Here is a 21824-nt window from a genome sequence, read left to right on the forward strand (position 1 = left end):
ATGCCCTGACATGCAAGCATGTGTGGACGGGCTGCGTCTTACAGAAATGACCGCAAAGTCGCATTTCAACCCGTATTTAGGGCGATTGACAATTGTCGGAAATTCCGTGAAGGTGGCGTACCCAAATCAAACGGGCGTATGAATTGAGCGTTTGTATTGCAGACTGCTCCTACAGAATCCCGACTATCGCGTTGGCGGGTGTGCCGGGTGGATTGGTGTCAGCATTGACGAAAAAGCGTCCTGCCGAGCCATTCGCCTGCGTCCGACGTGTACTGTTCAGCTTCCATATCGTGGAGATCAGTTGATGATTTACGAAGGTAAAGCCATCACGGTTAAAGCTCTTGAAAGTGGCATCGTCGAATTGAAATTCGACCTCAAGGGTGAGTCCGTCAACAAGTTCAACCGTCTTACCCTGAACGAACTGCGTCAGGCCGTAGACACCATCAAGGCAGATGCTTCGATCAAGGGCGTGATCGTCAGCAGTGGCAAGGACGTGTTCATCGTCGGCGCCGACATCACCGAATTTGTCGACAACTTCAAGCTGCCGGATGCCGAGCTGGTTGCTGGCAATCTCGAAGCCAACAAGATCTTCAGCGATTTCGAAGACCTCAACGTTCCGACCGTAGCCGCGATCAACGGCATCGCCCTGGGTGGCGGTCTGGAAATGTGCCTGGCAGCGGACTACCGCGTCATGTCCACCAAGGCCAAGATCGGTCTGCCGGAAGTCAAGCTGGGCATCTACCCGGGCTTCGGCGGTACCGTGCGTCTGCCGCGCCTGATCGGTGCCGACAACGCCATCGAGTGGATTGCCGCCGGCAAGGAAAACCGTCCGGAAGACGCGCTGAAAGTCGGCGCCGTCGATGCCGTGGTTGCCCCTGAAAAGCTGCAGGATGCTGCCCTTGAGCTGATCAAGCGCGCCATCTCCGGCGAGTTCGACTACAAGGCCAAGCGTCAGCCGAAGCTGGAAAAGCTCAAGCTGAACGCCATTGAGCAAATGATGGCTTTCGAAACCGCCAAAGGTTTCGTGGCTGGCCAGGCCGGTCCGAACTACCCGGCCCCGGTCGAAGCGATCAAGACCATCCAGAAAGCCGCGAACTTCGGTCGCGACAAGGCGCTGGAAGTCGAAGCTGCTGGTTTCGTGAAGCTGGCCAAGACCTCTGCCGCGCAGAGCTTGATCGGTCTGTTCCTGAACGATCAGGAACTGAAGAAAAAGGCCAAGGCCTACGATGAAATCGCCAAGGACGTGAAGCAGGCTGCCGTACTGGGCGCCGGCATCATGGGTGGCGGTATCGCCTATCAGTCGGCCTCCAAAGGTACGCCGATCCTGATGAAGGACATCAACGAGCACGGCATCGAGCAAGGTCTGGCGGAAGCCGCCAAGCTGCTGGTCGGCCGCGTTGATAAAGGCCGCATGACTGCCGCGAAAATGGCTGAAGTGCTCAACGGCATTCGTCCTACGCTGTCCTACGGCGATTTCGGTCACGTTGACCTGGTCGTTGAAGCCGTGGTCGAGAACCCGAAGGTCAAGCAAGCCGTTCTGGCGGAAGTTGAAGACAAGGTCAAAGAGGACACCATCCTCGCGTCCAACACCTCGACCATTTCCATCAGCCTGCTGGCCAAGGCTCTCAAGCGTCCGGAAAACTTCGTCGGCATGCACTTCTTCAACCCGGTGCACATGATGCCGCTGGTGGAAGTGATCCGTGGCGAGAAGTCCAGCGAGCTGGCGATTGCCACCACCGTTGCCTACGCCAAGAAAATGGGCAAGAACCCGATCGTCGTCAACGACTGCCCGGGCTTCCTGGTCAACCGCGTACTGTTCCCGTACTTCGGCGGCTTCGCCAAGCTGGTCAGCGCTGGTGTTGATTTCGTCCGTATCGACAAGATCATGGAAAAATTCGGCTGGCCGATGGGCCCGGCGTACCTGATGGACGTGGTCGGCATCGACACCGGCCACCACGGTCGTGACGTAATGGCTGAAGGCTTCCCGGATCGCATGAAGGACGACCGTCGTTCGGCCATCGACGTGCTTTACGAAGCCAAGCGTCTGGGTCAGAAGAACGGCAAGGGCTTCTACGCCTACGAGGCCGACAAGAAAGGCAAGCAGAAGAAGGTTGCCGATCCGTCGGTGCTGGAAGTGCTCAAGCCGATCGTCTACGAGCAGCGTGAAGTCACTGACGAAGACATCATCAACTGGATGATGATCCCGCTGTGCCTGGAAACCGTGCGTTGCCTGGAAGACGGCATCGTCGAAACCGCCGCCGAAGCCGACATGGGTCTGGTCTACGGTATTGGTTTCCCTCCATTCCGTGGCGGTGCGCTGCGCTACATCGACTCGATCGGTGTTGCCGAGTTCGTTGCCCTGGCCGACCAGTACGCTGATTTGGGCGCGCTGTACCACCCGACCGCGAAGCTGCGCGAAATGGCCAAAAACGGCCAGAGCTTCTTCGGTTAAGCGCCCCCAACTAGAGTGAGAGTGAACTTATGAGCTTGAATCCTAGAGACGTCGTGATTGTCGACTTCGGTCGTACTCCGATGGGCCGCTCCAAGGGCGGCATGCACCGCAACACCCGCGCCGAAGACATGTCGGCGCACCTGATCAGCAAACTGCTGGAACGCAACTCCAAGGTCGATCCTGCTGAAGTGGAGGACGTGATCTGGGGCTGTGTGAACCAGACTCTGGAGCAGGGCTGGAACATCGCGCGCATGGCGTCGCTGATGACCCAGATCCCGCACACTTCGGCCGGCCAGACCGTCAGCCGTCTGTGCGGCTCGTCGATGAGCGCGCTGCACACCGCCGCACAAGCGATCATGACCGGCAACGGTGACGTATTCGTGGTTGGTGGCGTCGAGCATATGGGCCACGTGAGCATGATGCACGGTGTCGATCCGAACCCGCACATGTCCCTGTACGCGGCAAAAGCCTCGGGCATGATGGGCCTGACCGCTGAAATGCTGGGCAAAATGCACGGCATCACTCGCGAACAGCAGGACGCCTTTGGCGTGCGTTCCCACCAGTTGGCCCACAAGGCAACTGTGGAAGGCAAGTTCAAGGACGAAATCATCCCGATGCAGGGCTATGACGAGAACGGTTTCCTGAAAACCTTCGACTACGACGAAACCATTCGTCCGGAAACCACCCTGGAAAGCCTGGCGGCTCTGAAGCCGGCGTTCAATCCAAAGGGCGGCACCGTGACTGCCGGTACTTCGTCGCAGATCACCGATGGTGCTTCGTGCATGATCGTGATGTCGGCGCAGCGTGCACAGGACCTGGGCATTCAGCCGCTGGCCGTGATTCGTTCGATGGCGGTGGCAGGTGTGGATCCGGCGATCATGGGCTATGGTCCGGTACCGGCGACTCAGAAAGCACTGAAGCGTGCCGGCCTGGGTATCAACGATATCGACTTCTTCGAGCTCAACGAAGCGTTCGCCGCACAGGCCCTGCCAGTGCTGAAAGACCTGAAAGTGCTCGACAAGATGAATGAGAAGGTTAACCTGCACGGCGGCGCGATCGCCCTGGGTCACCCGTTCGGTTGCTCCGGTGCCCGTATTTCCGGCACTTTGCTGAACGTGATGAAGCAGAATGGCGGCACCTTCGGGGTGGCCACCATGTGCATTGGCCTCGGCCAAGGCATCTCCACCGTCTTCGAACGCGTTTAAGCGTCTCGTCGATGGAAGCCGGGGCCAAGTGCCCCGGTTTTTGTTTTTGCGGATTTATTTTTGTTTTTATTTTGAAAAAATTTGAGTGAGGGCCGAAGCATGCCGATACAACCTGGGCTCTACCAACATTACAAAGGTCCGCAGTACCGCGTATTCAGTGTCGCGCGGCATTCCGAGACCGAAGAAGAAGTGGTCTTTTACCAAGCCCTGTATGGCGATTACGGCTTCTGGGTACGTCCCTTGAGCATGTTCCTGGAGTCCGTCGAGGTTGACGGGGAGCAGGTCCCACGCTTTGCTTTGGTGCAAGCCGAACCGAGCCTTTTTTCGAAGCCGTAAGGCGAGTGCGCGCAAAACCCTGCGCTTGACCTCACCTTGTAGCCACTATATATAGCGGTGCCGCGTCAGGCGCCAACCGCCTTTCACTTCTAGAATTCAGGAATTTTCTGATCCATGGGCAAATCGCTGGTCATTGTGGAATCCCCGGCTAAGGCCAAGACCATCAACAAGTATCTGGGCAACCAATACGTGGTGAAGTCGAGTATCGGCCATATCCGAGACCTGCCCACCAGCGGTTCGGCTAGCGCCAGCAAGGAGCCTGCCGCCAAGCGTGGCAAGGCAGCTGCGGGCGAAGCGCCAGCGCTGTCGCCGAAAGAGAAGGCGCGCAAGCAACTGGTCTCGCGCATGGGTGTCGATCCGGATCATGGCTGGAAGGCCAAGTACGAGATCCTCCCGGGCAAGGAAAAGGTCATCGAAGAGCTGCGCCGGCTCGCCAAGGATGCTGACACCATCTATCTCGCAACCGACTTGGATCGCGAGGGAGAAGCCATTGCCTGGCACCTGCGCGAAGCCATCGGTGGTGACGACAGCCGCTACAAGCGCGTGGTGTTCAACGAAATCACCAAGAAAGCGATTCAGGAAGCCTTCTCGGAGCCGGGCGAGCTCGATATCGATCGAGTGAACGCGCAGCAGGCCCGTCGTTTCCTCGACCGCGTCGTGGGTTACATGGTTTCGCCGCTGTTGTGGGCCAAGATCGCTCGTGGTCTGTCCGCCGGTCGTGTGCAATCGGTGGCCGTGAAGCTGGTGGTCGAGCGTGAGCGTGAAATTCGTGCGTTCATTCCGGAAGAGTACTGGGAAGTGCATGCCGACCTCGGTACCACCAAGGGTTCGACCGTTCGTTTCGAAGTGGCGCGTGAAAAGGGCGAAGCTTTCAAGCCGCTCAACGAAGCCCAGGCCATGGCGGCGCTGGAGAAGCTGAAGTCCTCCAGCTACAGCATCGTCAAGCGTGAAGACAAACCAACCAGCAGCAAACCGTCGGCTCCGTTCATCACCTCCACGCTGCAACAGGCCGCGAGCAATCGCCTGGGCTTCGGCGTGAAGAAAACCATGATGATGGCCCAGCGTCTTTACGAAGCCGGCTACATCACTTATATGCGTACCGACTCGACCAACCTCTCGGCCGATGCCGTGGCGATGGCGCGTACTTATATCGAAGACGAGTTCGGCAAGAAGTACCTGCCGGAAACGCCGAACGTCTACAGCAGCAAGGAAGGCGCACAAGAGGCTCACGAAGCGATTCGTCCTTCCGACGCCAACACCACGCCAAGCAAGCTCGCTGGCATGGAGCGTGATGCTGAGCGCCTCTACGAGCTGATCTGGCGCCAGTTCCTGGCTTGCCAGATGCTGCCGGCGCAATATCTGTCGACGACCGTCAGCGTGGCCGCTGGCGATTTCGAGCTGCGTGCCAAGGGTCGTATCCTGAAATTCGACGGCTACACCCGCGTTCTGCCGCAAATCACCAAGCCTGGCGATGACGATGTCCTGCCGGACATGGCGCAGGGCGACGTGATGAAGCTGATCAAGCTCGATCCGACCCAGCATTTCACCAAGCCGCCGGCCCGTTACTCGGAAGCCAGCCTGGTGAAAGAAATGGAAAAGCGCGGCATCGGTCGTCCTTCGACCTACGCGGCGATCATTTCGACCATTCAGGATCGCGGTTACGTGACCCTGCACAACCGTCGTTTCTATTCGGAAAAGATGGGCGACATCGTCACCGAGCGTCTGTCCGAGAGCTTCTCGAACCTCATGGACTACGGCTTCACCGCCGGCATGGAAGAGAACCTCGATGACGTGGCCCAGGGCGAACGCGACTGGAAAAACGTGCTGGACGAGTTCTACGGTGACTTCAAGAAAAAACTCGAAGTGGCCGAGAATCCGGAAGCCGGCATGCGTGCCAACCAGCCGGTGATGACCGATATTCCGTGCACCACTTGCGGTCGTCCGATGCAGATTCGTACTGCGTCGACCGGTGTGTTCCTCGGCTGCTCGGGCTACAGCCTGCCGCCGAAAGAGCGCTGCAAGGCCACCGTCAACCTGGTGCCGGGTGACGAAATCGCTGCGGACGACGAGGGTGAGTCGGAGTCCCTGGTGCTGCGCGGCAAGCATCGTTGCCCGATCTGCAGCACCGCGATGGACGCTTACCTGCTCGACGAAAAGCGCAAGCTGCACATCTGCGGTAACAACCCGGATTGCGCCGGCTACGAAATCGAAGAAGGCAGCTACCGCATCAAGGGCTATGAAGGTCCAAGCCTGGAGTGCGACAAGTGCGGTAGCGAGATGCAGCTCAAGACCGGCCGTTTCGGCAAGTTCTTCGGTTGCACTAACCCGACGTGCAAGAACACCCGCAAGCTGCTGAAGAGTGGCGACGCGGCGCCGCCGAAGATGGATCCGGTGAAGATGCCTGAGCTGAAATGCGAAAAGGTCAACGACACCTATATCCTGCGCGACGGTGCTTCAGGCCTGTTCCTGGCGGCGAGCCAGTTCCCGAAAAACCGCGAGACCCGTGCTCCGCTGGTGATCGAGCTTCTGCCGCACAAGGACGAGATTGATCCGAAGTACCACTTCCTGTGCGACGCGCCGCAGAAGGATCCAGATGGTCTGCCGGCAGTGATCCGCTACAGCCGCAAGACCAAGGAGCAATACGTCCAGACCGAAGTCGACGGTAAACCGACTGGCTGGAAAGCGTTCTTCGACGGTGGCAAGTGGACCGTTGAAGACAAGCGTCCGGCGAAAGCCAAGGCTTGAGCAAGCGCTGATCCGAGGCTGCCCTGACCGGGTGGCTTCAACACAAAAGGCCGCATGACAACCTTCTGGTTTTCATGCGGCCTTTTTGTTTAATGCTTGCGGTCGGATTGGTTGATCCATGACACTGTCCGACCTGTATGAAGAAATTATTTCGCTGCGGAGAGTGCCGATATGGCCCACGAGCTCTATACCCGTACCAATCAGAAGATTTATTTCGCGGGTCTGTCGCTGGAAGCGCTGGCCAGGGCTGAAGAGGGGCGGGCGATGAATTCGCTTGCGTTGATTCAGGCCGGGCGCGAATCGGCGCTGTTTCATCTCTACGGCGCATTGCTGGGGTTGTGTCACGAAATTGCAGGGTTTTACCGTCTGCCACAGGCTAACGCGCCCCGGGCGGAAACGCTGTTGACCCGCGAAGTGCTTGAGTCGATTGCGATTCCAGAGTTGGCCGAGATGGTCGAGTTGGCGGGTAATCCGGAAACCTGGCTGGCTAAATTGCTGGCCGCACATTCGGCGCTGTTTCAGCCACCACGGGTGCCACACAAGCCAAAAGGCGATGTGACCCAGCCGCTGATTCAGGCGGTCAATCTGGATGAAGAGCAAGCCCCGGAAGAGTTGAGTCGTGAAGAGCTGGAGAGCTGGCGGCAGAATCTGAAGAGTCTGGCTATCCGTTTCCGTGAAGGCCTGAACGAGTGCTGATGGCTTCTTGACTGGCGGCGACGAGATGCATGCTGCTGGTCAAGATCCTGAGCGAATCCTGAACGATCTCTATATAATCCCTGCCTTTCGTGGAGAACAGACCTATATGCCAACGTCCTTTCTAGAAATTGTCGAGCTACCAGACGGCCGAATCGAACTGCGCAGGGCTGAGGACGAGGGTTCTCTGGTGACTCTGGATTTCTCCGAGGATGCCAAGGCATTTTTGCAGGGCCAGCATGTTGAAATTGCCAAGGCGATGCTCAGCGTTGGCGTGCAGATGGCTGGTCGAATGGTTGAAGGCGAGTTTGATAAGGAAGAGGGGCCGCGGGTTCTTCATTGAGCACCGCCCGTCGATTATCGCTTAGGTTCGGCTTCTCTGTCCCTTGAGAAGCCCCGCGCTTCAGATAGCGCGCACGTGTCAGCCCAATCGAATATTCAGGCTTTGAGCGTCCCCGGTGCGGGCGGCGCTGATCAGTTGTTGGCGTGAGCCTGAGTTGAGCGGGTTCAACCATGTCACCACCGTATGGCTACGACCCAGGCGCAGGGCTTCGCAAGCCAGTTGCTGGGCACTCTGAGTCCCGCGCGGTTGCAGCAACAGAATGCGTTCACGATTCAGTCCTGCATCCCGCAGCCAGGCCTGAGTCAGGCTCGCTGGTGGCGCAATCAGGGTCAGCCAGCGTGCGTCCTGATCCTCACTCAATTCACGAAGAATCGGTGCCAGCAAGTTCAGGCAGTTCCCGGCCGCACCGCGCAGCGACAGTTCACTGAACGCTTCGGGTTCGACATTCCATGGGCGTTCGGCTACATCCTTGAGGATGGGGGCCAATGGTTGCGCCAGAAAAGCCTCGAATAACGGCAGTTGTGTTTGCTGAGGTACGTGTGGGAACTGCATAAAGCCTCCTTTAGCGGCGGATTACGCCGACACTCAAGCCTTCGATCACCAGTTCCTGATCTTTCAGGTCGACTTCGATAGGGGCGAACTCAGGGTTCTCGGCGATCAACCAGACTTTGCTGCCATCGCGCTTGAAGCGTTTGACGGTCACCTCGTCGCCGATCCGGGCAACGACGATCTGGCCGTTGCGTGCTTCCCGGGTCGTGTGAACCGCCAGCAGGTCACCGTCGAAAATACCGATGTCCTTCATGCTCATCCCGTGGACGCGCAACAGGTAGTCGGCGCGAGGATGGAAAAAGGCCGGGTTGATGTTGCAGGACTCTTCGATGTGCTGTTGGGCGAGAATCGGCGCACCTGCAGCCACTCGGCCGATGATCGGCAGGGTGGATTCGTCGACCTTGGCTTCAAAGCCGGGGATTCGAATGCCGCGAGAGGCGCCGGGAGTCATTTCGATCGCGCCTTTGCGGGCGAGCGCCTTGAGATGCTCTTCGGCCGCGTTGGGCGATTTGAAACCCAGTTCCTGAGCGATTTCCGCACGGGTCGGCGGGTAGCCGTTGTCTTCGAGGCAGCGTTTGATAAAGGCCAGAATCTCGGCTTGGCGTGGCGTCAGCTTAAGCATATTGATCGCTCTGTCTTTTTATACAGTGACTGGGATTATATACAGTGAAGCGGTCTTGGCAATGATCGTTTTTTGCCAGGCCGCCGGACGGTCAGTGACGGCGTCGATTAATGTGGCGTCCTTGTTGTGGTTAAATATCTGACCGACCATTCCCAAAACGAACCGGCAGGCTTGACAAGGCACAGGCTGAAACGTATGTTTCAAACAAGTGTTTGTCAGGCGGAGTAGCCATGGCCCAGTCGGAAACCGTTGAACGCATTCTTGATGCTGCAGAACAGCTGTTCGCGGAAAAAGGTTTCGCCGAAACCTCATTGCGTCTGATCACCAGCAAGGCCGGGGTCAACCTCGCAGCGGTGAACTATCACTTCGGCTCGAAGAAGGCGCTGATCCAGGCGGTTTTCTCGCGTTTTCTCGGTCCCTTCTGCATCAGCCTCGATAAAGAGCTGGAGCGCCGCCAGGCAAAACCAGAGAACAAGCCTTCACTTGAAGAGCTGCTGGAAATCCTCGTCGAGCAAGCGCTGGTGGTTCAGCCGCGCAGCGGTAACGATCTGTCGATCTTCATGCGCTTGCTCGGTCTTGCATTCAGCCAGAGCCAGGGCCACTTGCGCCGTTACCTGGAAGACATGTATGGCAAGGTTTTCCGCCGCTACATGCTGCTGGTAAACGAAGCGGCGCCACGCATTCCTCCTATCGAACTGTTCTGGCGTGTGCACTTCATGCTCGGCGCAGCGGCATTCAGCATGTCTGGTATCAAGGCCCTGCGCGCGATTGCCGAGACCGATTTCGGCGTCAACACCTCCATCGAACAGGTGATGCGTCTGATGGTGCCGTTCCTGGCTGCCGGCATGCGTGCCGAAACCGGCGTCACCGATACCGCAATGGCCACCGCGCAGTTGCGTCCTCGCAGCAAATCGACACCGGCACCGGCCAAGGTTTAACCGTCCATGGGTGGGCGTGGCAGCGGACATCCGCTAAGCTAGCCGCCCATGCCGACTCTCGTTCTGAACCCGTTACTCATTGAAATCACCAACCTGCCGGGTAATGGCTCTGGTGGTGGTTTCGTGGGCGACGGGTTTTTCGTTTTCAAGGAATCTCTATGACTGCTGGCCTGCAAGGCTCGTTGATGGTGGACGTCGCCGGTACCTGGCTGACGGCCGAAGATCGCCAATTGTTGCGCCAGCCCGAAGTGGGCGGCCTGATCATTTTTGCCCGTAACATCGAGCACCCGCGTCAGGTGCGCGAGTTGAGCGCGGCGATCCGTGCCATTCGTCCGGACCTGTTGCTGGCGGTGGACCAGGAAGGCGGTCGCGTCCAGCGCCTGCGTCAGGGCTTCGTGCGTCTGCCGGCGATGCGGGCGATTGCCGACAACCCGAATGCCGAATACCTGGCCGAGCAGTGTGGCTGGATCATGGCCACTGAGGTGCTGGCTGTCGGTCTCGATCTGAGCTTTGCCCCCGTGCTGGACCTGGATTACCAGCGCAGCGCCGTGGTTGGCACTCGTTCATTCGAAGGCGATCCGGAGCGCGCTGCGCTGCTTGCCGGTGCCTTCATCAAAGGCATGAACGGCGCCGGCATGGCGGCTACCGGCAAGCACTTCCCCGGCCACGGCTGGGCGGAAGCCGACTCCCACGTAGCAATCCCCAACGACGAGCGCAGCCTCGAAGAGATCCGCGCCAACGACCTGGTGCCGTTCGCCAGACTCAGCAAGCAACTGGCCGCCGTCATGCCGGCCCACGTCATTTATCCGCAAGTCGACGCACAGCCCGCCGGTTTCTCCCGTCGTTGGTTGCAGGACATCCTGCGCGGTGAGTTGCAGTTCGACGGTGTGATTTTCAGCGACGATCTGTCGATGGCGGGTGCCCATGTGGTCGGCGACGCCGCCAGTCGTATCGAAGCCGCACTCAGCGCTGGTTGCGATATGGGCCTGGTGTGCAACGACCGTGCTGCCGCCGAACTGGCCCTGAGCGCCGCGCAACGCATGAAGGTCAAGCCGTCGCCACGCATTGCGCGGATGCGCGGCCAGGCGTTCGCCAACATCGAATACCGTCAGGATCCGCGCTGGCTGACCGCTGTCGGCGCCCTCAAAGACGCTCAACTGATCGATTAAGGATTTTTCGCTATGACGGTTTACGCAATCATCGGCGGCACCGGCCTGACCCAACTGGAAGGCCTGAGCATTCGTCAGTCGCTGGCAGTGGATACGCCTTATGGTGCGCCATCGGCTGAAGTCCAGATCGGTGAATACGCCGGCAAGGAAGTGCTGTTCCTGGCTCGCCACGGCCACCCACATCGCTTTCCGCCGCACAAGGTCAACTACCGCGCCAACCTGTGGGCTTTGAAGCAGGCCGGGGCCGAAGCAATCATTGCGGTCAACGCAGTGGGTGGAATTCATCCTGCAATGGGCACCGGACATTTCTGCGTACCGCATCAGATCGTGGACTACACCAGCGGGCGTGAGCACACCTATTTTGCCGATGATCTGGAACATGTCACACACATCGACTTCAGCTTTCCCTACAGCGAGCCACTGCGTCAGCAACTGATTGCTGCGCTGACCGCCGAAGGCTGTGAATACAGCGATCAAGGCGTTTACGCCTGCACTCAGGGCCCGAGACTGGAAACCGTGGCGGAAATCGTGCGTCTGGAGCGTGACGGTTGCGACATCGTCGGCATGACCGGCATGCCGGAAGCTGCACTGGCCCGTGAGCTGGATCTGGATTACGCCTGTCTGTCACTGGTGGTGAACCCGGCGGCGGGCAAGACCACTGAAGTGATCACCATGGCCGAGATCGAGCAGGCGCTGCATGACGGCATGGGCAAGGTGAAGTCGACGTTGGCGCGGGTGCTGAAGGGCTGAGTCTGGCTCGAAACCGAGTCGAGCCATTCGCGGGCAAGCCCGTTCCCACAGGTTAAGCGCTATCTCTGTGGGAGCGGGCTTGTCCGCGAATCGATCTGCTAGACGACAAAGACTTCAGCGCTTGTCGAACTTGTCCGGCAACGGCGCAAACAGCGCCTCGATATCATCACTCTGCAGCTTCCAGTCCCCGGCCTTGCGCCCATCCAGCACGCCGGCCGCGAGGTCGGATTTTTCCCGCTGCAGCAGCTGAATCTTCTCCTCGACCGTGCCCCGGGCAATCATCTTGTAGACGAATACCGGCTTCTCCTGGCCAATGCGATACGCACGGTCGGTGGCCTGGTTTTCGGTCGCCGGGTTCCACCACGGATCGTAGTGAATCACGGTGTCCGCTTCCGTCAGGTTCAGGCCTACACCGCCAGCCTTCAGGCTGATGAGAAAGATCTGACGCTTGCCGCTCTGGAATTCCTTCACCGGCGTGCGCCGATCCCGGGTTTGCCCGGTCAGCAACGCATAGGGGACATTGCGTTTTTTCAGCTCGTCCTCGATCAATGACAGCATCGATGTGAACTGCGAGAACAACAGAATCCGCCGTCCTTCCTCAAACAACTCCTCGAGCATTTCCATCAGGCTGTCGAGCTTGCCTGAGGTGCTGCCGCGAGCGGGCAGGGTGGCGTCGTTGACCAGGCGCAAATCACAGCAGACCTGACGCAACTTGAGCAGCGCTTCGAGAATGATGATCTGGCTGCGCGCCACGCCCTTGCGAGTGATCTCGTCGCGAACCTTCTTGTCCATGGCCAGGCGCATGGTTTCGTACACGTCGCGCTGCGCCTCGTTGAGCTCGACCCAATGGATGATCTCGGTTTTCGGCGGCAACTCGGTCGCGACCTGTTCCTTGGTGCGACGCAGCAGAAAGGGTTTGATCCGACCGTTGAGGTGTTGAAGTCTGACTTCGCTGGCGCGTTTTTCGATCGGTACGCGGTAGTCGGCGTTGAAGCTTTTGACGTCGCCGAGCCAGCCGGGCAGCAGGAAGTGAAACAGCGACCACAGCTCGCCAAGGTGATTTTCCAGTGGCGTACCGCTCAGGCACAGGCGCTGACGGGCGTTCAGCTCGCGGGCACCCTGAGCGGCCTTGCTGTTCGGGTTCTTGATGTATTGCGCCTCGTCCAGCACCAATACATGCAGCGGTTGCTGTGCGAGACGCTCGACATCCTTGGGCAGCAGCGCATAAGTCGTGAGGATCAGGTCGTAATCGGCCAGGTGCTCGAAGTGCTTTTTTCGGCTGGCGCCGTACAGGGCCACCACTTTGAGCTGTGGCGTGAAATGCGCCGCTTCGTCCAGCCAGTTGGGGATCAGGCTGGTGGGCATCACCACCATGCAGGGTCGATCCAGGCGCCCGGCGTTTTTCTCGCTGAGAATGTGCGCCAGGGTCTGTAGGGTTTTGCCCAGGCCCATGTCGTCCGCGAGAATCCCGCCAACCTCAAGTTGCCGCAGCGACTGCATCCAGCTCAAGCCTTCGAGCTGATAAGGGCGCAGCGTCGCGTTCAGCCCTTGTGGCGCTTCGGCACTGTAGTCACGGATATCGCGCAAGCGTTGGGCGAAGCTGCGGATCTGCTCCCCGCCTTCCCAAAGCAGGGGAATGCCTTCCAGCGAATTCAGGCGTGTGGCGTCAGCCTTGCTCAGTCGCAGGGTGGTTTCGCCCGGCTCTTGCAGATAGAACTCGCCCAGCGTCGCCAACACCGGTTTCAACCGGCCAAGGGGCAGGGCGACTTGCAATGGCCCGTGCTCGCTGTTGCGCTGCGGGATGTTCACCAGAATCAACTCATCGTCCCGTCGCCGGGCAAGGCGTTCGGGGTTGAGGATTTCCGTGTGCGAACGCATCAGATTGAGCAGGATTGGCAGCAGGCTCAGGCGTTCGCCATTGACGATGATGCCCAGTTCCAGATCGAACCAGTCCCGCTCTGGCGTCTGCTCGACGGTGGCGTACCAGTCGTCCACGGCTGTCAGGTCGAAGCCGAATTCATCGTCGACCAGCAATTCCCAGCCTTGGGTGCGCAGCTTCGGCAGATCGTTCAGGGTGAACGTCAGCCAGGCGCTGTCGTTGACCATCTCGTAGAGTTCGCCGGCGCTTTCCGGCAGTGCCTTGCTTTGCCGGGTGGCGATGCGAAAGCCGAGAATTCGCAGTTGCTCGCGGTAGCTTTGCTCGACGTCCGGCTGGCGTTTGACTCGCAGCGTCTGCGCTTCCTGGCGAATCAGGATGTCGCTGTTTTTCTGGCCGCTGACGTATTCGTCGAGATAGCTGAAAGACAACGCCGCACGATGCTGGATGTAGCGCTGCATCTTGCCGTTGCGCGGTTCGAAGGCGCTGAATTCGACACTGGCCAGCCACAGGCGGGGCACCGGTTGCACGTTGTCCACCAGTACTTGTGGCGGCGCTTTTGGGCTGCGGTTTTCCAGGACTGCCTGGAGTTTTTCCAGCAGTTCGGCGTCTTTGGCGGCGGCCGGGTATTCGAGGGTTTCCTGCACTTGCAGCAATACCGCCGCACAGTGTTTGCAGTTGTTGTGGACCGGGCAGGTGCACGTGGCGTCGACCATCAATAACGTGCCTTTGGCTGACTCGCGCAGATGAATCGTCTGACGATAAATGTTGCCGCCAGAGCCTTCGCAGCTGGCGGTAATGGTCGCATCGCCGACCTGCACGATCCGCACCCGGTTTTCCAGGGCGTAGCGGCGGCCACGCTCCAGGCTTTGTTCCTTGAACCGGCTGACCCAGGAGGAGGCCAGCGGTTTACTCAGAGGCGGGGACATAAGGACTTCAATCAGTCCGGAACGACTTCAGGCGCTTCCCGAGGCGCAGGCGCCGTCAGTGAAGTGATCTTGATCAGCAGGGCAAGGTGGCCGTTGTCCAGGTAGTTGAGCTGGCCGTTCTTGGTGTGGCTTTCCTGCTTCAGGCGTTCGCTGGCAGTGACCATGCCGTTGGCATCGATCTGGTTGACCCAGAAGTCTGCGTTCACGTCGGTAAAGCGCCCGAGTTTCATTTCAATCGTGCCCTCGACGGGGAACTGACCGAATTGCTCCTGACCATCGCTGACCGCGACCTTCGCCGGGGTCTCGCCGAGTGTCTGCTGCCAGGCCTTGTGCATCAGCACGCTGTATTCGCCGCTGGCGGTGAGTTTGTTGGCGACGTCGTTCAGCGCTGTGGTGCGCTTGCTGTCATCGCCCAGGCGCTGGGCACCGGCGGCCCAGTCTTCCGGCGCGGCGCGGCTGACGATGGCCGGCACGGCGTTCTGGCGTACCAGAATCATTTCGACCTGATACAGGTCATCGGCAAATGCCGAAGGGGCGACCAGCGTCAACAACAAGGTCAGTGAGCGAAACAGGCGCATGCGGCGTCCTTCAAACAGTTTTCGGGATGAGGCGCTCGAACAGCGCCTCTACAGTATTAAAGCGCTCTTCCGGGCGCTCCATCGGCACCTGGAACTTGAACATCGTGGCGCCTTCGAATTTGTAGCGTTTTGGCTGACTCTGGATCAGTTTGATCAGGGTCATCGGGTCGACCGGCGTCTGCGCCGCGAACTCGATGCGTCCGCCTTGCGGGCCGCCATCGACTTTCTTGATGCCCAGCTGCTCGGCCTGCAATTTCAGCGCCGTGATGCGCACCAGATTCTTGGTCGGTTCCGGCAGCAGGCCGAAGCGGTCGATCATCTCCACTTGCAGATCCTTCAGGCCTTCCTCGTCGGTGGCCGAAGCGATGCGCTTGTACAGGATCAGGCGTGCGTGCACATCCGGCAGATAATCTTCCGGAATCAGCGCCGGTACCCGCAGGTTGACTTCCGGGCCACCGCCGAGCGGTTGATCGAGGTTCGGCTGTTCGCCCTTGCGGATCGACTTCACCGCGCGCTCGAGCATTTCCATGTACAGCGTGAAGCCGACTGCCTGAATCTGCCCGCTCTGGCCATCGCCCAGCAGTTCGCCGGCGCCACGGATTTCCAGGTCGTTGGTGGCCAGCACGAAGCCCGCACCCAGATCCTGAGTATTGGCAATCGCCTCCAGGCGTTTTTCCGCATCGCCGGTGATCTGCTGGCGTGGCGGAGTCAGCAGGTACGCGTAGGCCTGGTGGTGACTGCGGCCAACGCGTCCACGCAACTGGTGCAATTGCGCCAGGCCGAACTTGTCGGCGCGCTCGATGATGATGGTGTTGGCGCTCGGCACGTCAATGCCGGTCTCGATGATGGTCGATGCGATCAGCACGTTGAAGCGCTTGTGGTAGAAGTCGCTCATCACCTGTTCGAGTTCGCGTTCGCGCATCTGCCCGTGGCCGATGCCGATTCGTGCTTCCGGCACCAGTTCGGCCAGTTCGGCGGCGCATTTCTCGATGGTCTTCACGTCGTTGTGCAGGTAATAGACCTGACCGCCACGCAGCAGCTCACGCAACAAGGCCTCTTTGACCGTGCTCTTGTTCTGCTCCATGACGAAGGTGCGCACCGACAGTCGTCGCGCCGGCGGCGTGGCGATGATCGACAAGTCGCGCATGCCCGACACCGCCATGTTCAGCGTGCGCGGAATCGGCGTGGCGGTAAGCGTGAGGATGTCGACTTCGCTGCGCAGAGCCTTGAGCTGCTCCTTCTGACGGACACCGAAGCGGTGCTCTTCGTCGATGATCACCAGTCCGAGGTTTTTGATCTTGACGTCGTCCTGCAGCAGCTTGTGGGTGCCGATGACGATGTCGATGTTGCCTTCGGCCAGTTCGGCCACCGCGGCGTTCACTTCCTTGGCCGACTTGAAGCGGCTCATCACTTCCACGGTCACCGGCCAGTCGGCGAAGCGGTCGCGGAAGCTGTTGTAGTGCTGCTGGGCGAGCAAGGTGGTCGGCACCAGGATCGCCACTTGTTTGCCGCCATGCACCGCGATGAACGCGGCGCGCATGGCCACTTCGGTCTTGCCGAAACCGACGTCGCCACAGACCAGTCGATCCATCGGTTTCGGCGCGAGCATGTCTTCGCGCACTGCTTCGATGGTGGATTGCTGGTCCGGGGTTTCCTCGAACGGGAAGCCGGCGCTGAAGGTTGCGTAATCGGCTTTCGGATCGGCAAACGCATAACCTTCGCGGGCGGCGCGGCGGGCATAGATGTCGAGCAGCTCGGCAGCCACGTCGCGTACCTGTTCGGCAGCCTTGCGCTTGGCTTTCTGCCAGGTCTCGGAGCCGAGGCGGTGCAGCGGGGCCAGTGCGTCGTCGCTGCCGGTGTAGCGGGCGATCAGGTGCAGGTTGGCCACCGGCACGTAGAGCTTGGCGTTCTCGGCGTACTCAAGGGTCAGGAATTCGGCAGCCTGATTGTCGATTTCCAGAATTGTCAGGCCGAGATAGCGGCCGACACCGTGGTCGATGTGCACCACCGGCGCGCCTTCGCGCAGCTCGGTGAGGTTCTTGATCACGGCATCGTTGTTGGCGTCGGCGCGTTTTTCGCGACGACGACGCTGCATCACGCGCTGGCCGAACAACGGGCTTTCCGCAACCAGTGCCAGCGCCGGGTCATCCAGCATCAGGCCTTCGTCGAGCGGGGCGATGGTGATCGCCAGGCGATCCTTGCTCGCGACGAAGTCCGGCCAGCTGTCGACGGTTTTCGGTCGCAGCTTCAGACGGTCCAGCAGTTCCAGCAGCACTTCGCGTCGGCCTGCGGATTCGGCGGTGAACAGCACGCGCCCCGGGAACTCGTCGAGGAATGCCGAGAGCGCGGCCAGCGGTTGCGTGGCCTTGGCTTCGATCGCCAGATTCGGCAAGGCCTGCGCCGGGAAGCGCTCGCGGCCGACGCCGGTTTCCACGTCCTGCTGGCTGGCGACCACGCGCGGCCAGTTCTTCAGGCGGGCGAAGCAGTCTTCCACCGGCAGGAACAGTTCGGCGGGCGGCAATAAAGGACGCGATGGATCGACGCGGCGCTCTTCATAACGATTGCGCACATCGTTCCAGAAATTTTCCGCCGCTTGCTCGATGCCCGGCAGCGAGAACACTTGAGTGTCCTGGGGCAGGTAATCGAACAGGGTCGAGGTTTCTTCGAAGAACAGCGGCAGGTAGTACTCGATGCCGGCCGGCGTAATACCGCTGCTCAGGTCCTGAAAGATCGGGCAGCGGCGGAAGTCGACATCAAAACGCTCGCGAAAGCGTGCCTTGAAGCGGGTGACCGCTTCTTTCTGCAGCGGGAACTCCTTGGCCGGCAGCAGCTTGACCGAATCGACCTTGTCGATGGAGCGCTGGTTTTCCGGGTCGAAGGTGCGCAGGGTTTCGATTTCGTCGTCGAACAGGTCGATGCGATACGGCAGTTTGCTGCCCATCGGGAACAGGTCGATCAGTGCGCCACGTACGGTGAACTCACCGTGTTCGTACACCGTATCGACGTAGCGATAGCCGCTGGCTTCGAGCCGCGAGCGCATTTGCTCGACGTCGAGTTTCTGCCCGACATCCAGCACCAGGCTGCTGCCGAGCAGGAATTTGGTCGGCGCCAGGCGATGCAGGGCGGTGGTGATCGGCACCACCAGCACGCCATGCTCCAGCTCCGGCAGTCTATAAAGGCTGGCGATGCGCTGGGAGATGATGTCCTGGTGCGGCGAGAACAGGTCGTAGGGCAGGGTTTCCCAGTCGGGGAAATGCAGCACCGGCAAATCCGGGGCGAAGAAACTCAGCTCCTGCTCCAGCCGTTCGGCACTCTGGCTGTCGGCGGTCAGCAGTAACGTGAAGCGCTTGGCAGCGCTGGCAGCCTCGGCAATCGCCAGGCTCAGAGCGGCACCGGGGAGGTTGCCCCAGTGCTGTTTACCTGCCGCGGCAGGGAGAAGCGGTAGACGCAGAACAGGCACGGAAGGTTGAGCTCCAGGCGTTGCGACAAAGTCGGTAATTGTAGCGGCGTCCGGTGCCGCCTGTCAGTTGCAGACTGTGTCTATCTGCACGGTTTCGGCGAAATGTAGTGGTAACCATAAAAACCAGCACTTTTTTGACGATTATGTAGTGCCGAAAGTGGGTGGTGTTACGGAGGGTTACAGACATCGTCTAACAGTCGTCGAAAAACCGGCTGCGCTGGAAGCCCCGGTTTTACTGGGCTGGCGCAGAGCGTTATTTTTTTGGAGCGAATTTTGTTACCGATTGCGCGACAAGCGCGCATTGCTACGAGAGGTTCTCGGCGGCATAATGTAGCCCCTTTTTTCTGCCCCTACATGTGGAAGGTTCCCGTGACTCAGAAGCCCGACCAGTGTCTTGGTGAATGGATCGACCGTGAAGCACTCGCAGAAGCGATGATTCCGCTTATCGGTCAGCTCTACCGCAATAACAACGTGGTGAGCTCGATCTATGGCCGCAGCCTGATCAACCAGTCTGTCATCGCGATTCTCAAAGCTCACCGCTTTGCTCGCCATCGTTCTTCCGACGATAGCGAACTCTCCGTCCACGAAACATTCCCTCTGCTGAAAGCCATGAGCGAGCTCAAGCTCGGCGCGGCTTCGGTGGATCTGGGCAAGTTGGCGTTCAAATTCCGCGCTGAAGGCAATGGCCGCACAGCCGAACAATTCGTTCGCGAAGAGTTGGCCGATGTTGTGGGTCAGCAAAACGCCTCTGCGCGCAAAGGCACTGATGTCGTGCTGTACGGCTTCGGTCGTATCGGTCGTCTGCTGGCGCGCATCCTGATCGAAAAAACCGGTGGTGGCGACGGCTTGCGCCTGCGCGCCATCGTCGTGCGCAAAGGCGCCGAGAACGATCTGGTCAAGCGTGCCAGCCTGCTGCGTCGTGACTCGGTACACGGCCCGTTCGATGGCACTATCACCATCGACGAAGAAAACAACACCATCACCGCCAACGGCAACCTGATCCAGGTGATCTACGCCAAAAGCCCGAGCGAAGTCGACTACACCCAGTACGGCATCGAAAACGCGCTGATCGTAGACAATACCGGTGTATGGCGTGATGCCGACGGTCTGGGCCAGCACCTGGCCTGCCCGGGCGCTGCTCGCGTGATTCTCACCGCACCGGGTAAGGGCGCGCTGAAGAACATCGTTCACGGCATCAACCACGGCGACATTACTGCTGATGACAAGATCATCTCGGCGGCGTCCTGCACCACCAACGCCATCGTACCGGTGCTCAAGGCCGTCAACGACCAGTACGGCATCGTCAACGGGCACGTCGAAACCGTTCACTCGTTCACCAACGACCAGAACCTGATCGACAACTTCCACAAGGGCAGCCGTCGTGGCCGCGCCGCGCCGCTGAACATGGTTATCACCGAGACCGGTGCCGCCACTGCCGCTGCCAAGGCGCTGCCAGTGCTCAAGGGCAAGCTGACCGGCAACGCGATTCGCGTACCTACGCCGAACGTGTCGATGGCCATCCTGAACCTGAACCTGGAAAAGGCCACCACTCGCGAAGAAATCAACGAGTACCTGCGCCAGATGGCCATGCACTCGGATCTGCACAAGCAGATCGATTACGTCAGCTCGCAGGAAGTGGTTTCCACTGACTTCGTGGGCTCGCGTCACGCCGGTGTCGTGGATGCCGAGGCAACCATCACCCAGGACAACCGCGTTGTTCTGTACGTCTGGTACGACAACGAGTTCGGTTACAGCTGCCAGGTGGTTCGCGTGATGGAAGACATGGCCGGTGTAAACCCGCCAGCATTCCCGCGCTAAGCCTTAGCTGCAAATGAAAACGCCCCGACATTGTCGGGGCGTTTTTGTTTGTGCGCGATTTGGGTTAGCGAGGGATAGCGGCTTGTGCCGTGCGCAGTTCGTGCTTGTTGCCACGGAACAGCACCAAGGTCGCGACCAGGCCCAATACGGCTGCACCACTGAGCCAGATCCCCGGTGCCGCCTTGTTGTCCAGCACATGGATCAAATAAGTACAGGCGGCTGGCGTAAATCCACCGAAAGTCGCCGTGGCCAGGCTGTAAGCCAGCGAGAAACCGGTCGTACGCACCTCCACCGGCATGATTTCGGTCAGCGCCACCACCATCGCGCCGTTGTACGAACCGTACAGGAACGACAACCACAACTCGACGATCAGCAGATGGCTGAAACTCGGGTTCGCCACCAGCCAGGACAGCGCCGGGTAGGCGGTCAGGATTGCCAGAATCGTCGCTCCCAGTAGCAGGGGTTTGCGGCCGATCTTGTCGGAAAGTGCCCCCATCACCGGCAGCCAGAAGAAGTTCGACAGGCCGATGCACACCGTTACCAGCAACGCATCGAAGTCCGACAGGTGCAGTTCCGCCTTGCCGAAGGTCGGGGTGTAGGCGGTGATCAGGTAGAACGACACGGTGGTCATCACCACCAGCGCCATGCCGGCGAGGACGATGCCGAAATTCTGACCGATCGAGCGGACGATTTCCTGCAGGGTAGGGCGATGTTTGCGCGCCTGGAATTCCGGGGTTTCCTCCAGCGAGCGACGAATGACGAAGATCACCGGAACGATCATGCAGCCGATCAGGAACGGCACGCGCCAGCCCCAGTCGCCCATCTGGTCCGGGCTCAGCCAGTGGTTGAGGCCGACACCGAGCAGGCCGGCGAACACCACGGCCGCTTGCTGGCTGGCGGACTGCCAGCTGACGAAGAATCCCTTGCGCCCCGGCGTGGCGATTTCCGCCAGATACACCGACACACCGCCCAGTTCCACGCCGGCCGAGAAGCCTTGCAGCAACCGGCCGAACAGCACGATCAGCGGCGCAGCGACGCCAAGGGTGGCGTAGCCCGGCACGCAGGCGATCAGCACGGTGCCGGCCGCCATCAGTGCGAGGGTAATGATCAACCCCTGACGACGACCATGGCGGTCAATGTAGGCGCCAAGGAAGATCGCCCCCAGCGGGCGCATCAGGAAACCTGCGCCGAAGGTGGCGAGCGAAAGCATCAGGGAGGCGAAAGCGCTATCGGTAGGAAAGAAGGTCTTGGCGATGGCCGTGGCGTAGAAGCCGTAGACCATGAAGTCGAACATCTCGAGAAAATTGCCGCTGACAACGCGAAAAATCGCTTTGCCTTTGCCCGTGGAGGAGGACATGTTC

16 protein-coding genes are annotated in these 21824 nt (G+C 59.8%); 10 read left to right on the plus strand and 6 right to left on the minus strand.

The window, feature by feature from the left end; translation table 11 throughout:
* The first annotated feature begins 304 nt into the window (after positions 1 to 304).
* The 6 genes from fadB (at position 305) to CAG02_RS21775 (ending at position 7774) form a co-directional block, all read left to right on the plus strand.
* On the plus strand, positions 305 to 2452 hold the full coding sequence (gene fadB / locus CAG02_RS21750; RefSeq protein ID WP_064598124.1) for a fatty acid oxidation complex subunit alpha FadB: 2148 nt from the start codon (positions 305 to 307) through the stop codon (positions 2450 to 2452).
* Positions 2453 to 2481: 29 nt separating this feature from the next.
* The gene (gene fadA, locus CAG02_RS21755) at positions 2482 to 3657 is read left to right on the plus strand and encodes an acetyl-CoA C-acyltransferase FadA (protein WP_085713136.1); all 1176 of its coding nucleotides are present in this window, start codon (positions 2482 to 2484) and stop codon (positions 3655 to 3657) included.
* 99 nt (positions 3658 to 3756) lie between these two features.
* Complete coding sequence (locus CAG02_RS21760; protein WP_007953059.1) at positions 3757 to 3993, plus strand: DUF1653 domain-containing protein; 237 nt, start codon at positions 3757 to 3759, stop codon at positions 3991 to 3993.
* A 114-nt stretch (positions 3994 to 4107) separates the two neighbouring features.
* Entirely contained in the window at positions 4108 to 6738 is a 2631-nt protein-coding gene (gene topA, locus CAG02_RS21765; protein ID WP_085713137.1) for a type I DNA topoisomerase, read from the plus strand.
* A gap of 171 nt (positions 6739 to 6909) precedes the next feature.
* Positions 6910 to 7434 (plus strand): DUF6586 family protein, encoded by a 525-nt coding sequence (locus CAG02_RS21770; RefSeq protein WP_085713138.1) that lies wholly within the window; start codon positions 6910 to 6912, stop codon positions 7432 to 7434.
* A 106-nt stretch (positions 7435 to 7540) separates the two neighbouring features.
* The gene (locus tag CAG02_RS21775) at positions 7541 to 7774 is read left to right on the plus strand and encodes a hypothetical protein (protein WP_003226592.1); all 234 of its coding nucleotides are present in this window, start codon (positions 7541 to 7543) and stop codon (positions 7772 to 7774) included.
* A 78-nt stretch (positions 7775 to 7852) separates the two neighbouring features.
* Here the strand turns inward: CAG02_RS21775 and sulA are convergent, their stop codons facing one another.
* The gene (gene sulA / locus CAG02_RS21780) at positions 7853 to 8326 is read right to left on the minus strand and encodes an SOS-induced cell division inhibitor SulA (RefSeq protein ID WP_085713139.1); all 474 of its coding nucleotides are present in this window, start codon (positions 8324 to 8326) and stop codon (positions 7853 to 7855) included.
* Positions 8327 to 8336: 10 nt separating this feature from the next.
* Positions 8337 to 8945 carry a transcriptional repressor LexA gene (gene lexA / locus CAG02_RS21785; protein WP_085713140.1) on the minus strand — a complete coding sequence of 203 codons (609 nt, stop codon included), beginning with the start codon at positions 8943 to 8945 and terminating at the stop codon, positions 8337 to 8339.
* A gap of 230 nt (positions 8946 to 9175) precedes the next feature.
* Between lexA and CAG02_RS21790 the strand changes: the two genes are divergently transcribed.
* The 3 genes from CAG02_RS21790 to CAG02_RS21800 all read left to right on the plus strand — a co-directional run bounded on the left by CAG02_RS21790 (position 9176) and on the right by CAG02_RS21800 (position 11802).
* On the plus strand, positions 9176 to 9883 hold the full coding sequence (locus CAG02_RS21790) for a TetR/AcrR family transcriptional regulator (RefSeq protein WP_085713141.1): 708 nt from the start codon (positions 9176 to 9178) through the stop codon (positions 9881 to 9883).
* Between the two features lie 170 nt (positions 9884 to 10053).
* Entirely contained in the window at positions 10054 to 11052 is a 999-nt protein-coding gene (gene nagZ / locus CAG02_RS21795) for a beta-N-acetylhexosaminidase (protein ID WP_170931637.1), read from the plus strand.
* Between the two features lie 12 nt (positions 11053 to 11064).
* On the plus strand, positions 11065 to 11802 hold the full coding sequence (locus CAG02_RS21800) for an S-methyl-5'-thioinosine phosphorylase (RefSeq protein ID WP_085713143.1): 738 nt from the start codon (positions 11065 to 11067) through the stop codon (positions 11800 to 11802).
* A 114-nt stretch (positions 11803 to 11916) separates the two neighbouring features.
* Here CAG02_RS21800 and CAG02_RS21805 read toward each other — a convergent pair whose 3' ends face one another.
* Genes CAG02_RS21805 through mfd form a run of 3 tightly spaced genes read right to left on the minus strand, consistent with a single transcriptional unit; the run spans position 11917 to position 18645 of the window.
* Positions 11917 to 14607: a DEAD/DEAH box helicase gene (locus CAG02_RS21805; RefSeq protein WP_085713144.1), complete on the minus strand. Its 2691-nt coding sequence runs from the start codon at positions 14605 to 14607 to the stop codon at positions 11917 to 11919.
* Between the two features lie 11 nt (positions 14608 to 14618).
* Positions 14619 to 15185: a CsiV family protein gene (locus tag CAG02_RS21810; RefSeq protein WP_085713145.1), complete on the minus strand. Its 567-nt coding sequence runs from the start codon at positions 15183 to 15185 to the stop codon at positions 14619 to 14621.
* Between the two features lie 10 nt (positions 15186 to 15195).
* Positions 15196 to 18645 (minus strand): transcription-repair coupling factor, encoded by a 3450-nt coding sequence (gene mfd, locus CAG02_RS21815; protein WP_085713146.1) that lies wholly within the window; start codon positions 18643 to 18645, stop codon positions 15196 to 15198.
* 354 nt (positions 18646 to 18999) lie between these two features.
* Between mfd and CAG02_RS21820 the strand changes: the two genes are divergently transcribed.
* The gene (locus CAG02_RS21820; protein ID WP_085713147.1) at positions 19000 to 20463 is read left to right on the plus strand and encodes a glyceraldehyde-3-phosphate dehydrogenase; all 1464 of its coding nucleotides are present in this window, start codon (positions 19000 to 19002) and stop codon (positions 20461 to 20463) included.
* A 64-nt stretch (positions 20464 to 20527) separates the two neighbouring features.
* Here CAG02_RS21820 and CAG02_RS21825 read toward each other — a convergent pair whose 3' ends face one another.
* Entirely contained in the window at positions 20528 to 21820 is a 1293-nt protein-coding gene (locus CAG02_RS21825) for an MFS transporter (protein WP_085713148.1), read from the minus strand.
* Positions 21821 to 21824 lie beyond the last annotated feature (4 nt).

This window comes from Pseudomonas sp. R43(2017) (genome assembly GCF_002112345.1).
Taxonomy (GTDB): Bacteria; Pseudomonadota; Gammaproteobacteria; order Pseudomonadales; family Pseudomonadaceae; genus Aquipseudomonas; species Aquipseudomonas kribbensis.